This window comes from Prauserella flavalba (assembly GCF_003202235.1).
In the GTDB taxonomy this organism is placed as follows: Bacteria; Actinomycetota; Actinomycetes; order Mycobacteriales; family Pseudonocardiaceae; genus Prauserella_A; species Prauserella_A flavalba.
Genome location: NZ_MASU01000013.1, coordinates 287,763 through 301,981, shown reverse-complemented (window position 1 = coordinate 301,981; position 14,219 = coordinate 287,763). Strand labels below are relative to the sequence as shown.

Sequence of the window (14,219 nt, the reverse complement as noted above, 5' to 3'; positions counted from 1 at the left end):
CCGGCACAACCCCGTCCGCAGTGAAGGTGGCCTTCACTGCGGATGGGGGACTTGACCAGTGGCATGCTACATGCCACTGTCTGGGCGTCGGGGTTCCCGCGCTGCGCGAGGAGGCGCACATGACCGAGTACCTGAACGAGACCGTCTTCACCTGGGGAGCGACGCCGCTCAAGTTCGGCGCGGGAGCCGTCGACGAGATCGGCTGGGACCTGGCCCAGCTCGGCGCCGAGCGCGTGCTGATCGTCACCGACCCCGGCGTCGCCGCGACCGGCGTGCCACAGCGGGTCGCCGACGCCGCCAAGGCGGGCGGGCTCACCGTCGAGGTCTACGACCAGGTGCATGTCGAGCCCACCGACGTGAGCATCACCGAGGCGGTGGAGTTCGCGCGCCAGTCCAGCTGGGACGGTTTCATCGGGGTCGGTGGCGGCTCGTCGATCGACACCGCCAAGGCCATCAACCTGATGACGACCTACCCCGCGGACCTCTTCGACTACGTCAACAAGCCCATCGGCCAGGGCAAGGCACCCGCCGGTCCGCTCAAGCCGCTCGTCGCGGTCCCCACCACGGCGGGCACGGGCTCGGAGACCACGCCCGTGTGCATCATGGACTTCCTCGGGCTCAAGGTGAAGTCGGGCATCAGCCATCCGCGGCTGCGCCCGAGCATGGCCGTGGTCGACCCGCTGCTGACGCTGTCGATGCCGCCCGAGGTGACCGCCGCGAGCGGCATGGACGTGCTCTGTCATGCGCTGGAGTCCTACACCGCGAAGCCCTACACGTCGTTCGCCCGGCACAAGCCGGAGAACCGGGTGGCCTACAACGGCTCCAACCCCATCTCCGACGCCTGGACCGAGCAGGCACTGCACCTGCTCGCGCGCTCGTTCCGCAAGGCGGTGCTGAACGGCGGCGACCTCGAAGCGCGCACCGACATGATGCTCGCGGCGACGTTCGCCGGCATGGGCTTCGGCAACGCCGGCGTGCACATTCCACACGCGTGCGCCTACCCCATCGCCGGACGGGTGCGGGAGTACCGGCCGAACAACTACCCACAGGAGGAGGCGCTGGTGCCGCACGGCGAATCGGTGTCCCTCACCGCACCCGCCGCGTTCCGGTTCACCTACCCCACCGACCCCGCCAAGCACGTCCACGCCGCGCGCATCCTCGACCCGCACGCACCGAGGCAGTCCAGTGAGCGCGAGCAGCTGCCGTACGTGCTGTCATCGCTCATGCGCGACATCGGCATCCCGAACGGCATCGGCGGCGTCGGCTACGGCGAGGGTGACATCGACGCACTCGTGGAGGGCACCATGCAGCAGCAACGGCTACTGGCCGTGGCACCGAGGGCAGTGCGGGAAGAGGAGATCGCCGCGATCTTCGCCGACTCGATCGAGAACTGGTGAGCACGTTCGCCGCGGAACTCGCGGAGGCCGTCACCGGCGAGGTGGAGAGCGACCGCACCGCGCGTGCGGTGTTCAGCATGGACGCCTCGAACTACCGGCACGTCCCGCGCGCGGTGGTGTTCCCGCGCTCGGCCGAGGACATCGAGGCCACGCTGCGGGTGTGCCGAGCGCACGGGGTCCCGATCACGGCGAGGGGCGCGGGCACGAGCATCGGCGGGCAGGCGCTCGGCGAGGGCGTGGTGCTCGACTACAGCCGCCACCTCAACCGCGTGCTGGAGATCGACCCGGTGAACCGCACCGCCAGGGTGCAGCCCGGGGTCGTGCTCGACACGCTGCGCACGGAGGTGGCGCGGCACGGGCTCACGTTCGGCCCCGACCCGTCCACGCACAGCCGCTGCACCCTCGGCGGCATGATCGGCAACGACGCGTGCGGCTCGCATTCCGTGGCGTGGGGCCGCACCGCCGACAACGTCGTCTCGCTCGGGGTGCTGACCGCGGACGGCAAGCGGCTCACGATCGGCCCCTCGCTCGACGACGCCGGGCTGCGCGAGCGGCTGCGGGAGCTCGTCGACGGCAACCTGGCACTGCTGCGGACGGGCTTTCCTGCGCTGCCCCGCAGGGTGTCCGGTTACGCCCTCGACGCGCTGCTGCCCGAGAACGGGTTCGACGTGGTGCGCTCGCTCGTAGGCACCGAGGGCACGTGCGTGCTGCTCACCGAGGCGACCGTGCGGCTCGTCCCGTCGCCCGCGTCCCGGGTGCTCGTGGTCGCCGGGTACGCCGACGACGTCGCCGCGGCCGATGCCGTGCCGCACGTGCTTCCGTTGCGGCCGTTGACGATCGAGGGCATGGGCGCCGACCTCATCGACACGCTCCTGGTGCGGAGCAGGCGCACGCCCGCGCTCGACCGATTGCCCGAGGGCGGCGGCTGGCTGTTCATCGAGATCGGTGGCGACGACGCGGACAGCACGCTCGCGCGGGCCGAGGAGGTCGCGGAGACGCTGGGCGTCGAAACCGGCGCTACCACGGTCATCGCGAGCGACCCCGCCGACATGCGGGGACTGTGGTCTATCCGCGAGGCGTCGGCCGGCATCGCGACACGGATGGCTGGGGGCACCTCCCAGCCCCCCGGGGCTGGGGGAGGCTCGGAGGCGTGGCCCGGCTGGGAGGACGCCGCCGTGCCGCCCGAGCAGCTCGGCTCGTACCTGCGCGGTTTCCGTGCCCTGCTGGAGAAACACGGGCTGCGCGGCATCCCCTACGGCCACTTCGGCGAGGGCTGCGTCCACGTCCGCATCGACTTCCCGCTCACCACGGCCGAGGGCATCCGGCGGTTCCGGTCGTTCATGGAGGACGCCGCCGATCTCGTGGTGTCCCACGGCGGCTCGCTGTCGGGCGAGCACGGTGACGGGCAGGCGAGGGCCGAGCTGCTGCCGCGCATGTACCGCCCCGAGATCCTGCGCCTGTTCGAGGCGTTCAAGGAGATCTGGGATCCGGAGAACCTGCTCAACCCCGGCAATCTCGTGCACCCGCGCAGGCTCGACGCGGACCTGCGGTTCGACGGCCCGCTGCGGCAGCTGCCGGTGACGCTGAAGTACCCGCACGACGGCGGCAGCCTCGCCACGGCGACGCGGCGCTGCGTCGGTGTCGGCAAGTGCGTCGACACCTCCACGGGCGTGATGTGCCCGAGCTACATGGCCACCCGGCGGGAGGAGCACTCCACGCGCGGGCGCGCGCATCTGTTGTTCGAGATGATGCGCGGGGAGACGATCACCGACGGCTGGCGCTCCACCGAGGTGCGCGACGCGCTGGACCTGTGCCTGGCGTGCAAGGGCTGCCTCTCCGACTGTCCGGTCAATGTGGACATGGCCTCGTACAAGGCCGAGTTCCTGCACCAGCACTACGCACGGCGCGTGCGCCCGCCGAGCCACTACTCGCTCGGGTTCCTGCCGCTGTGGGCACGGCTCGCCTCGGCGATGCCGCGCGTGGCCAACGGCGTGCTCGGCTCGCGCCTGGCGCCGCTGGTGAAGCGGCTCGGCGGGATCACGCCGGAGCGCTCCCTGCCCGAGTTCGCCCCGACGTCGCTGCGCAAGGAACTGAGGAAGCGGCCGAAGCCCGCCGGGGACCGGCCGAGGGTGGTGCTGTGGCCGGACACGTTCACGAACTTCCTCTCCCCCGAGGTCGGCACGGCCGCGGTGCGGGTGCTGGCGTACGCCGGGTTCGAGGTGGTGCTGCCGAAGGGCCCGGTGTGCTGTGGCCTCACGTGGATCTCCACGGGTCAGCTGGGCATCGCGCGCAGGCTCCTGCGCCGGACGCTGAAGGCGCTGGAGCCGGAGATCGCGGCGGGCACGCCGATCGTGGGGCTGGAGCCGAGCTGCCTCGCCGTGCTGCGCCACGACGTGCACGACCTGCTCGACGACGCCCCGAAGCTCGACGCGACGACGCTCGCCGGCTTCCTGGAGACCCGCGCACCGGAGGTCGAGTTCCCCGCCGTCGATGCGAAGGCGATCACACAGCAGCACTGCCACCAGCACGCGGTGTTCGGCAACGCGGCCGAGGAGCGGCTGCTCGCCAAGGTGGGTGTCGGCAACCGCACGCTCGACTCCGGCTGCTGCGGGCTTGCCGGCAACTTCGGCGTCGAGCGCGGGCACCACGAGGTGTCGGTGGCCGCGGCCAATCGGGTGCTGGTGCCGGAGGTCAATGCCGCCAGTGAGGACACACTCGTGCTCGCCGACGGGTTCAGCTGCCGCACACAGATCGGCGAGCTGACCGAACGCGAGGCGCTGCACCTGGCGCAGGTGCTCGACCGCGCGATCACCGACTCGTCCCGCTGACCGGAACACCTCCCTTGCCCGCTCCCCCTGACCCCGCGAAGGTGCACGACATGGAAACGAACGCGGTGAGCGACGTCGCTGCCCAGCTGCTGCAGGCCTACGAGACCGGTAAGCCCATGCCGCCGATCATCGAGAGCCACCCCGGCGCCACGGTCGGTGACGCTTACCGCATCCAGCAGGAACAGGTCCGCACGTGGCTCGCGGGCGGCGAGGTCGTCAAGGGCCACAAGGTGGGCCTGTCGTCGGCGGCCATGCAGGAACAGATGGGCGTGGACCAGCCGGACTACGGGCACCTGCTCAGTGGCATGTTCCACCTGGAGCAGCAGCCGATCCGGACGGCCGGCTTCCTGCAGCCGCGCATCGAGCCGGAGATCGCGTTCGTGCTCGGCAAGCCGCTGTCCGGTCCTGGGGTGACCGTGGCCGACGCGGCACGGGCGGTGGAGTTCGTGCTGCCCGCGCTGGAGATCGTCGACTCGCGCATCCAGGACTGGAAGATCTCGATCGTCGACACGATCGCCGACAACGCCTCCTCGGGCGGCGTCGTACTGGGCAGCAAGCCGACCCCGCTGTCCGCCGTGGACCTGCGGCTGGTCGGGTGCACGCTGCACCAGCGCGGCGAGCTCGTCGCCACGGGCGCGGGCGGCGCGGTGCTGGGCTCGCCGCTCAACTCCCTGGTGTGGCTCGCCAACACGCTCGGCCCCCACGGCGTCACCCTCGAAGCCGGCCACGTCGTGCTGCCAGGGTCGATGACCAGGGCCTTCCCGGTCGCCGCCGGCGACACGGTGGTCGCCACCATGTCCGGGCTGGGCAGCGTCACCGCTGTCTTCGACACGCCCGAATGAGACCTTCTCCACAACTTCCGCTGACTTCGACGTGTCGTGGGGTTGAATTACGGGCAACCACCCGGTATAGGGGCCGGGCCAGTTCGACCGAGGAGGCAGGATGCCTCACGACAGCAGTGACTCAGACCTGAATCATCGCGAGCGCGCCACCCTGCAGGCAGTGGCCCAGGGCGGCGCGGAGATGACCAGCAGCTGCGAGCCGGATCTCTTCATCGACGGCCTCGCCTGCTGCGATCAGGCCACCGCGCACAGCCTCGCCAAGCGCGGTCTCGTCGCCCCCGCGATCACGGGACGCCCGGGCCAGCGTGTGCCCGCCGTGCTCACCGAGGCGGGCCGCGAGGCACTGGATCTCGCGCGCACACCCACCGTCGCCGCCTGATCCGGCGAGCGCCGGGGAGACGGTAAACGGAAGGTCAAGACCGCGACGTCGTCGCTGGTCACGACCGCACCGCAGGGAAGGACACCTGGGAGGGCCCTCGTCAATCCTCCAGTGTTGTTTCCCACGTGCAACGCTCGCCCTATCCCGATAACGGCGATTTCACACTACTGTCATAAGACCGGCGAACCCGGGAGCATTTGGCGCGCGCCGGAACTGGCGGGAGAAACCCCTGCCTCCGCGCCGCGCTGCTCGACGCGAGCCGCACAAAGGAGTGTGGTCGAAAACCGGCGATATGCGCGCCCACTACGGGCTGAACGCCATCGCCACTCCCCTGACTGACCATCGCGATTCCGGGCCGGACCGTTAGCCGGATGGGACTCACCCATCCGGCTGACAGCCCGGCCCGGTCGTGCCGAGCCAAGGAGGGCGGCAAGCCGTGACCCGCCACGCACCGCACAAGCCGAGCGAGGGCTTGTACGACAAGCAGTACGAGCACGACGCCTGCGGCGTAGCCTTCGTCGCCGATCTCTCCGGCCGCAGAGACCACGAGATCGTGCGCAAGGCCCTCGTCGCCCTGCGCAATCTCGAGCACCGCGGTGCCCGTGGAGCCGAGCCCGAGACGGGGGACGGCGCCGGAATCCTGATCCAGGTCCCGGACGCCTTCTTCCGCGAGGTCGTCGACTTCGAGCTGCCCGAGGCGGGTGCCTACGCCGTCGGCACGGCGTTCCTGCCCGTCGACAACGAGGCGCGTGGCAAGGCCATGTCGACCATCGAGCGCATCGCCGCCGAAGAGCACATGCGCGTCCTCGGCTGGCGCGACCTGCCCGTGGACACCGACCACGTCGGCCCCACCGCCGCGACGACCATGCCGCACTTCGCCCAGGTCTTCCTCGCCCCGCAGCGCGAGGAGGTGACCGGCCTGGCGCTGGAGCGCGCCGCGTTCTGCGTGCGCAAGCGTGCCGAGCACGCGCTGGCCGAGCAGGAGGTCTACTTCCCGAGCCTGTCGGCGCGCACCATCGTCTACAAGGGAATGCTCACCGAGCCGCAGGTCGAGCGGTTCTTCACCGACCTCACCGACCCGCGCGTGACCAGCGCGATCGGCCTGGTCCACTCGCGCTTCTCCACCAACACGTTCCCGTCCTGGCCGCTCGCGCACCCGTACCGCTACGTCGCCCACAACGGCGAGATCAACACCCTGCGCGGCAACCGCAACTGGATGGACGCCCGCGAGTCGCAGCTCGCGACCGACCTCATTCCGGGCGACCTGCAGCGGATCTACCCGGTGATCACTCGCGGCGCGAGCGACTCCGCCTCGTTCGACGAGGTGCTGGAGCTGCTGCACCTCGGCGGCCGGTCGCTGCCCCACGCGGTGCTGATGATGATCCCGGAGGCGTGGGAGAACCACGAGGAGATGGACCCCGCCCGCCGGGCGTTCTACGAGTTCCACGCCACGCTCATGGAGCCGTGGGACGGCCCCGCGCTCGTGTCGTTCACCGACGGCACGCAGATCGGCGCCGTGCTCGACCGCAACGGCCTTCGCCCCGCGCGCTACTGGGTCACCGAGGACGGGCTCGTGGTGCTGGCCAGTGAGGTCGGTGTACTGGAGCTCGACCAGTCCGCGATCGTCCGGAAGGGGAGGCTCGAGCCGGGCCGCATGTTCCTCGTCGACACGGCGGAGGGCCGGATCGTCGAGGACGAGGAGATCAAGAGCGAGCTGGCCTCGCAGCACCCGTACGACGAGTGGATCGAAGCGGGCGTGCTGCGCCTGGAGGACCTGCCCGAGCGCGAGCGCGAGGTGCCGACGCACTCCTCGCTGGTCCGCAGGCAGCAGGCGTTCGGCTACACCGAGGAGGAGCTGGACGTCCTGCTGGAGCCGATGGCCCGCTCCGGTGCGGAGCCGATCGGCTCGATGGGCAACGACTCGCCGCTGGCGCCGTTCTCCAGCAGGTCGAGGCAGCTGTTCGACTACTTCATCCAGCTGTTCGCACAGGTCACCAACCCGCCGCTGGACGCGATCCGCGAGGAGCTCGTCACCGCGCTCGGCACGCAGCTCGGCTCGGAGCCGAACCTGCTGGAGGCCGGGCCCGAGCACTGCCGCAAGATCGTGCTGCCCTTCCCGGTGCTGGACAACGACGAGCTGGCCAAGCTCGTGCACGTCAACGACGACGGCAACCTGCCGGAGTTCCAGGCCCACACCGTGCACGGCACCTACGAGGTCGCGGGCGGCGGCGAGGCGCTGGTGCGCAGGCTCGACGAGATCCGCGCCGAGGTGTCGGAGGCGATCGCGGGCGGTGCCCGGCTGATCGTGCTGTCCGACCGGGGCACCGACGCCGAGCACGCGGCGATCCCGTCGCTGCTGCTCACCGGCGCCGTGCACCACCACCTGGTGCGGGAGAAGAGCCGCACGCAGGTCGGGCTCGTGGTCGAGGCGGGCGACGCCCGGGAGGTGCACCACATCGCGCTGCTGATCGGCTACGGCGCGGCCGCGGTGAACCCGTACCTGGCGATGGCGACGGTCGAGGAGATGGCCGAGCAGGGCCGCATCCCCGGCATCAGCGCCAAGGAGGCCACGCGCAACCTGATCAAGGCGCTCGGCAAGGGCGTGCGCAAGACGATGTCCAAGATGGGCGTCTCCACCGTCGCCTCCTACACCGGCGCGCAGATCTTCGAGGCCATCGGGCTCGGCGAGGAGGTCATCGAGACCTGCTTCACCGGCACCACCTCCCGCCTCGGCGGGGTGGGCTTCGACCTGCTGGCCCGCGAGGTCGCCGAGCGGCACCGCCGCGCGTTCCCCAGCGACGGCGTCCGCGCGTCGCACCGGGAGCTGGAGACCGGCGGCGACTACCAGTGGCGCCGCGAGGGCGAGCCGCACGTGTTCAACCCGCAGACCGTCTTCAAGCTGCAGCACTCCACGCGCAGCGGGAAGTACGAGATCTTCAAGGAGTACACGAAGGCCGTCGACGACCAGTCCGAGCGGCTGATGACCCTGCGGGGCCTGTTCGGTTTCAAGGAGGGCGTGCGGCCGCCGGTGCCGATCGAGGAGGTCGAGCCGGTCTCCGAGATCGTCAAGCGGTTCGCGACGGGCGCCATCTCCTACGGCTCGATCTCGCAGGAGATGCACCAGACGCTGGCGATCGCCATGAACCGGCTGGGCGGCAAGTCCAACACCGGTGAGGGCGGCGAGGACGCGGAGCGGCTCTACGACCCCGAGCGCCGCAGCGCCGTCAAGCAGGTCGCGAGTGGACGGTTCGGGGTTACGAGCGAGTACCTCGTCAACGCCGACGACATCCAGATCAAGATGGCGCAGGGCGCCAAGCCCGGCGAGGGCGGGCAGCTGCCCGGCGGCAAGGTGTACCCGTGGATCGCGAAGACGCGGCACTCGACGCCGGGCGTGGGGCTGATCTCCCCGCCGCCGCACCACGACATCTACTCGATCGAGGACCTGGCGCAGCTGATCCACGACCTGAAGAACGCCAACCCGCGCGCCCGCATCCACGTGAAGCTGGTGTCGGAGGTCGGCGTCGGCACGGTCGCCGCCGGTGTCTCGAAGGCCCACGCGGACGTGGTGCTGATCTCCGGGCACGACGGCGGCACCGGCGCCTCGCCGCTGTCGTCAATCAAGCACGCGGGCGGCCCGTGGGAGCTGGGACTGGCCGAGACGCAGCAGACGCTGCTGGCCAACCGCCTGCGCGACCGCATCGTCGTGCAGACCGACGGCCAGCTCAAGACCGGCCGCGACGTGGTGATCGCCGCGCTCCTCGGCGCCGAGGAGTTCGGTTTCGCCACCGCGCCGCTCGTGGTCTCGGGCTGCATCATGATGCGCGTGTGTCACCTCGACACGTGCCCGGTGGGCGTCGCGACGCAGAACCCCAAGCTGCGGGAGAAGTTCTCCGGCAAGGCCGAATACGTGGTGAACTTCTTCGAGTTCATCGCGCAGGAGGTTCGGGAGTACCTGGCGGCGCTGGGCTTCCGGTCCGTCGCCGAGGCCGTCGGCCACGCCGAGCTGCTCGACACCCGCAAGGCCGTGGAGCACTGGAAGGCGTCCGGGCTCGACCTCTCGCCGATCTTCCACGTGCCCGAGCTCGAGCCGAGGGCCGCGCGGCACCAGGTGGTCGGCCAGGACCACGGCCTGGACAAGGCACTGGACAACACGTTGATCCAGCTCGCCGAGGGCGCACTGTCCTCCGGCGACAAGGTCCGGCTCGAACTGCCGGTGCGCAACGTCAACCGCACCGTCGGCACGATGCTCGGCTCCGAGCTGACCAAGCGCTGGGGCGGCGAGGGCCTGCCGGACGACACGATCGACATCACCTTCACCGGCACGGCCGGGCAGTCGTTCGGTGCGTTCGTGCCAAAGGGCATCACGCTGCGGCTGTTCGGCGACGGCAACGACTACGTCGGCAAGGGCCTCTCCGGTGGCCGCATCATCGTGCGCCCGCCGAAGGAGTCGCCGATCACCGCCGAGGAGCACATCATCGCGGGCAACGTGATCGGCTACGGCGCCACGAGCGGTGAGCTGTTCCTGCGCGGCAAGGTCGGTGAGCGGTTCTGCGTGCGCAACTCGGGCGCGCTGGCCGTCGTCGAAGGTGTCGGCGACCACGGCTGCGAGTACATGACCGGCGGCAAGGTCGTGGTGCTCGGCGCGACGGGCCGCAACTTCGCGGCCGGCATGTCGGGCGGCGTCGCCTACGTGCTGGACCTGAAGCTGGGCCGGGTCAACCGCGAGATGGTGGACCTCGACGAGCTCGACCAGGCCGACGCGGACTTCCTGCGGGAGGCCGTGGAGCGGCACTACGCCGAGACCGAGTCGGCCGTCGCGCGCGAGCTGCTCACCGACTGGGAGTCCGCACTGTCGCGGTTCGGGAAGGTGATGCCCAAGGACTACAAGCGGGTCCTCCAGGCGCAGGCCGCGGCCGAGCGCGACGGCAGGGACGTGAACGAAGCGATCATGGAGGCGGCACATGGCTGACCCCAAGGGTTTTCTGACCACGAAGCGGGAGACGCCGAAGTCGCGCCCGGTCGACATCCGGATCAAGGACTGGCGTGAGGTCTACGAGGACTTCGAGCGGACCAAGCTCAAGGACCAGGCCGGCCGCTGCATGGACTGCGGCATCCCGTTCTGCCACCAGGGCTGCCCGCTGGGCAACCTGATCCCGGAGTGGAACACGCTCACGTGGCGCGACGACTGGCGCGACGCGATCGAGCGGCTGCACGCCACGAACAACTTCCCGGAGTTCACCGGCACCCTGTGCCCCGCGCCGTGCGAGACCGCGTGCGTGCTGGGCATCAACGACGACCCGGTGACCATCAAGCGCGTCGAGATCTCGATCATCGACCGCGCGTGGGAAGAGGGCTGGGTGACCCCGCAGGTGCCCGAGACCCGCACCGGCAAGAAGGTCGCCGTGGTGGGCTCCGGCCCGTCGGGGCTGGCGGCGGCGCAGCAGCTGACCCGGGCGGGACACGACGTGGTGGTGTTCGAGCGGGCCGACGCGATCGGCGGCCTGCTGCGCTACGGCATCCCCGAGTTCAAGATGGAGAAGCACCGCCTCGACCGCAGGCTGGACCAGATGCGGGCCGAGGGCACGGAGTTCCGCGCGGGCGTGAACGTCGGCGAGGACGTCACGGTCGAGCAGCTGCGGTCCGAGTACGACGCCGTGGTGCTGGCCGGCGGCGCGACGGCGTGGCGCGACCTGCCGATCCCGGGCCGCGAGTCGGCCGGGGTGTACCAGGCGATGGAGTACCTGCCGTTCGCCAACCGCGTCGCGGCGGGCACGCTCGACGCCCCGCCGATCACCGCCGAGGGCAAGGACGTCGTGGTGATCGGTGGCGGTGACACCGGCGCCGACTGCGTCGGCACCGCGCACCGGCAGGGCGCGAGGTCGGTGACGCAGCTGGAGATCATGCCGAAGCCGCCGCAGTCGCGTTCGGACGCTCACCCGTGGCCGATGTACCCGATGATCTACCGGGTGTCGTCGGCGCACGAGGAGGGCGGCGAGCGGCTGTACTCGGTGAACACGCAGGAGTTCCTCGCCGACGACGAGGGCAACCTGCGGGCGCTGAAGCTCGTGGAGGTGCGCAACGAGGGCGGGAAGTTCGTGCCCGTCGAGGGCACCGAGCGGGAGCTGCCCGCGCAGCTGGTGCTGCTGGCGATGGGCTTCGTCGGCCCGCAGCGCGAGGGCCTGCTCGAACAGCTCGGCGTGGAGCTGGACGAGCGCGGCAACGTCAAGCGCGACGCGTCGTACCGGACGAGCGTGGACAACGTGTTCGTGGCGGGCGACATGGGCCGAGGGCAGTCGCTGATCGTGTGGGCCATCGCGGAGGGCCGCTCCGCGGCCGCGGGCGTGGACGCCCAGCTCACGGGCCGCGATGTGCTCCCGAGGCCGATCGCCCCCACGGACCGCCCGATCGCGTAACCCCTTCCCCAATCGCAGTGAAGGCCACCATGCCTGCGTTCAACGCAGTGAAGGTGGCCTTCACTGCGGTCGGGGCTACGCCGGGAGGGGCTGGAGGTCGAGCGTGCCCGCCTTGGCCGAGGCCACCAGGTCCTGCCACTGGTCGAGGCTCATCTGGATGCGCTGGCCGAAGTCGTCGGTGATCACGACGCGCTTGTCCTCCGGTGCCTCATGGTCGACGAACAGCTCGGGGCAGCCGCAGTTGCAGTTGCCGCAGAACGTGGCGATGTGCTGGGCCATGTAAGCCTCCTCGAAGAGCGGGTTCCGGGATGTCGGCGGACACCGGGCCGGTGGCGATGCGGGGCGGACCGGCCCGGTGTGGTCCGACGCCCGAGCAAGTCGTGCGGCAGCACGCTCGGGTTCCGGCGCGCCCGATGATCACCCGTTCGTGGCCGTTCGTTCCGCGGCGCGTCACCGCGGCGCCAGCGCACGTGATGAAGCTGGCGACGTGAACCCCACTTCTGGAACGCCCGACGTCTCCCGCCGCCTGCTGCTGCAGGCCGCCGTCGGTACCCCGGTCGCCCTCGCCGCCACCGCGTCGCTGGGCGCGACACCCGCCGAGGCCGCGGGCGGCGCGCCCGCCGACGCGACCGTGCCCCGCTTCGCGATCGCCGTCCTTCCCGACACGCAGTACCTGATCGACGAGGGCGGCTCGGACCCCGAGCCCGTGCGGGAGGCGCTGCGGCACGTGGTGCGTACCCGTCAGGACGCGGGCATCGTGTTCCTCGCCCACCTCGGCGACGTCACCGAGCACGGCACCGAGGCCGAGCTGCGCACGGCCGACCACGTCTTCGACGCGATCCACGGCAAGCTGCCCTACAGCGTGCTCGGAGGCAACCACGATGTGAGCGGGACCGACGACGAGCGCGGGGACACCCCGTACCTGCGGACGTTCGGCCCGCGCCGGTTCGCGCGCATGAGCACCTACGGCGGCTCCTCGCCTGACGGCTACAACAGCTTCCACGTGTTCTCCGGCGGCGGCCGCCGCTGGCTGCTGCTCGCCCTCGACTGGCGCGTCTCCGACACGACGATGCGCTGGGCGCACGGGGTTCTCGGCAGGCACCCGGAGCTGCCCGCCATCCTCACCACCCACGATCTCGTGTGGGGCGAGGAAGACGGCGGGGCCCGGCTCTCCGGGCACGGGCAGCGGCTGTGGGACGGGCTGATCAGGGGCAACGACCAGATCTTCCTCGCACTCGGCGGGCACTACTGGCCGACCGGGCGGACCACGCTCACCAACGACCACGGCAACCCCGTGCACCTGCACCTCACGAACTACCAGGACCGCTACTACGGCGGTGCCGGCATGATCCGGCTGTACTCGTTCGACCTGGCACGCGGCATGCTCGACGTGACGACGTACTCGCCGTGGCTGCTCGGCAAGGACGCGCGCGGGCGCACGCCGCTCGAGGCCGAGACCGTGGAGCTGACCGACGAACGCGAGCGGTTCAGCGTCGAGATCGACTTCGAGCAGCGGTTCGCGTCGTTCGCGCCCGTGGTGCCGCCGCCGTCGCGGCCCGCGCGGGACGTGCTCGTGAAGGGAACCGTGGCGTACTGGCGCTTCGACACCTCGGGCCTGCCCTCGGCGGGCTCCGACGGCGGGCCGGTCGCGCCGGGCACGGTCGCCCGCGACCTCACCGGCAACGGCAACGACCTGACCGCCGAGCGCCTGCACGCGAGCCCGGCGGACGTGCTCACGTGGTCGGCCGAGCACCATCACGACCAGCCCGCGCACGCGAGCCTGCGCTTCGACGGCGGGAAGAGTCCCGACCGCGGCGCGGTGCTGCGGGCGGCGCCGAACGCGCCGATCAACTCGATGACGTTCGAGTCCGGCTACACGATAGAGACGTTCCTCAAGCTGCCCGAGCCGTTCGAGGGCGACCATGCGTGGATGGGCATCCTCAGCTGGGAGGGCCGCGCGGGCGACGCGGGCAAGACCAGCGGCTGGTCGGACGACGAGCCGACGTGCAGCCTCAACCTCTCCGGCGAGCGGTTCCTGCAGTTCGTGGTCTACCCCACCGACGTCGACGCGGACCCGACGTCGTGGAGCCACGCCGTGCCCGTCGGGCGGTGGATGCACGTGGCGGTGGTGAACGATGGCAGGCACACGGTGCTCTACGTGGACGGCTCGCGCATCGCCCGCAACGCGGCGGAGCGGTCGAGGGGCATCACCACGCTGGGCAAGCCGTTCGCGATCGGCGGCACGCAGTTCGCCGAGCGCTACGGCCAGGGTTTCTACGGCTGGATCGGCGACACCCGCATCGTGGCGAGAGCGCTGCGGCCGAATCAGTTCCTCACGGCCCGCTAGTACGACATCCGGG

8 protein-coding genes are annotated in these 14,219 nt (G+C 70.8%); 7 read left to right on the top strand and 1 reads right to left on the bottom strand.

The window, feature by feature from the left end; all coding sequences use genetic code 11:
* The first annotated feature begins 119 nt into the window (after positions 1 to 119).
* The 6 genes from BA062_RS28675 (at position 120) to BA062_RS28650 (ending at position 11,859) form a co-directional block, all read left to right on the top strand.
* Entirely contained in the window at positions 120 to 1,397 is a 1,278-nt protein-coding gene (locus tag BA062_RS28675; protein ID WP_110342080.1) for a hydroxyacid-oxoacid transhydrogenase, read from the top strand.
* 77 nt (positions 1,398 to 1,474) lie between these two features.
* On the top strand, positions 1,475 to 4,225 hold the full coding sequence (locus BA062_RS28670) for an FAD-binding and (Fe-S)-binding domain-containing protein (RefSeq protein WP_110342628.1): 2,751 nt from the start codon (positions 1,475 to 1,477) through the stop codon (positions 4,223 to 4,225).
* 50 nt (positions 4,226 to 4,275) lie between these two features.
* The gene (locus BA062_RS28665; protein ID WP_110342078.1) at positions 4,276 to 5,067 is read left to right on the top strand and encodes a 2-keto-4-pentenoate hydratase; all 792 of its coding nucleotides are present in this window, start codon (positions 4,276 to 4,278) and stop codon (positions 5,065 to 5,067) included.
* Between the two features lie 100 nt (positions 5,068 to 5,167).
* Entirely contained in the window at positions 5,168 to 5,446 is a 279-nt protein-coding gene (locus BA062_RS28660) for a hypothetical protein (protein WP_110342076.1), read from the top strand.
* A gap of 436 nt (positions 5,447 to 5,882) precedes the next feature.
* A complete protein-coding gene (gene gltB / locus BA062_RS28655; RefSeq protein ID WP_110342074.1) occupies positions 5,883 to 10,415 on the top strand; it encodes a glutamate synthase large subunit in 4,533 nt (1,510 codons plus the stop codon).
* On the top strand, positions 10,408 to 11,859 hold the full coding sequence (locus BA062_RS28650) for a glutamate synthase subunit beta (protein ID WP_110342072.1): 1,452 nt from the start codon (positions 10,408 to 10,410) through the stop codon (positions 11,857 to 11,859). Before gltB ends, BA062_RS28650 begins: the two co-directional genes overlap by 8 nt.
* A 75-nt stretch (positions 11,860 to 11,934) precedes the next feature.
* On the opposite strand, the gene BA062_RS28645 is transcribed toward BA062_RS28650, so the two are convergent.
* On the bottom strand, positions 11,935 to 12,138 hold the full coding sequence (locus BA062_RS28645) for a hypothetical protein (RefSeq protein WP_110342070.1): 204 nt from the start codon (positions 12,136 to 12,138) through the stop codon (positions 11,935 to 11,937).
* A 208-nt stretch (positions 12,139 to 12,346) separates the two neighbouring features.
* Between BA062_RS28645 and BA062_RS28635 the strand changes: the two genes are divergently transcribed.
* Positions 12,347 to 14,206, top strand: coding sequence for a LamG-like jellyroll fold domain-containing protein (locus tag BA062_RS28635; RefSeq protein ID WP_210407026.1), 1,860 nt, complete (start codon positions 12,347 to 12,349; stop codon positions 14,204 to 14,206).
* Positions 14,207 to 14,219 lie beyond the last annotated feature (13 nt).

What these genes read in the sequence shown, in the direction of transcription:
- BA062_RS28660 (WP_110342076.1), top strand. Translation starts at nt 5,168, where the DNA reads ATGCCTCACGACAGCAGTGACTCAGACCTGAATCATCGCGAGCGCGCC.
- BA062_RS28675 (WP_110342080.1), top strand. Translation starts at nt 120, where the DNA reads ATGACCGAGTACCTGAACGAGACCGTCTTCACCTGGGGAGCGACGCCG.
- BA062_RS28670 (WP_110342628.1), top strand. Translation starts at nt 1,475, where the DNA reads ATGGACGCCTCGAACTACCGGCACGTCCCGCGCGCGGTGGTGTTCCCG.
- BA062_RS28645 (WP_110342070.1), bottom strand. Translation starts at nt 12,138, where the DNA reads ATGGCCCAGCACATCGCCACGTTCTGCGGCAACTGCAACTGCGGCTGC.
- BA062_RS28650 (WP_110342072.1), top strand. Translation starts at nt 10,408, where the DNA reads ATGGCTGACCCCAAGGGTTTTCTGACCACGAAGCGGGAGACGCCGAAG.
- BA062_RS28665 (WP_110342078.1), top strand. Translation starts at nt 4,276, where the DNA reads ATGGAAACGAACGCGGTGAGCGACGTCGCTGCCCAGCTGCTGCAGGCC.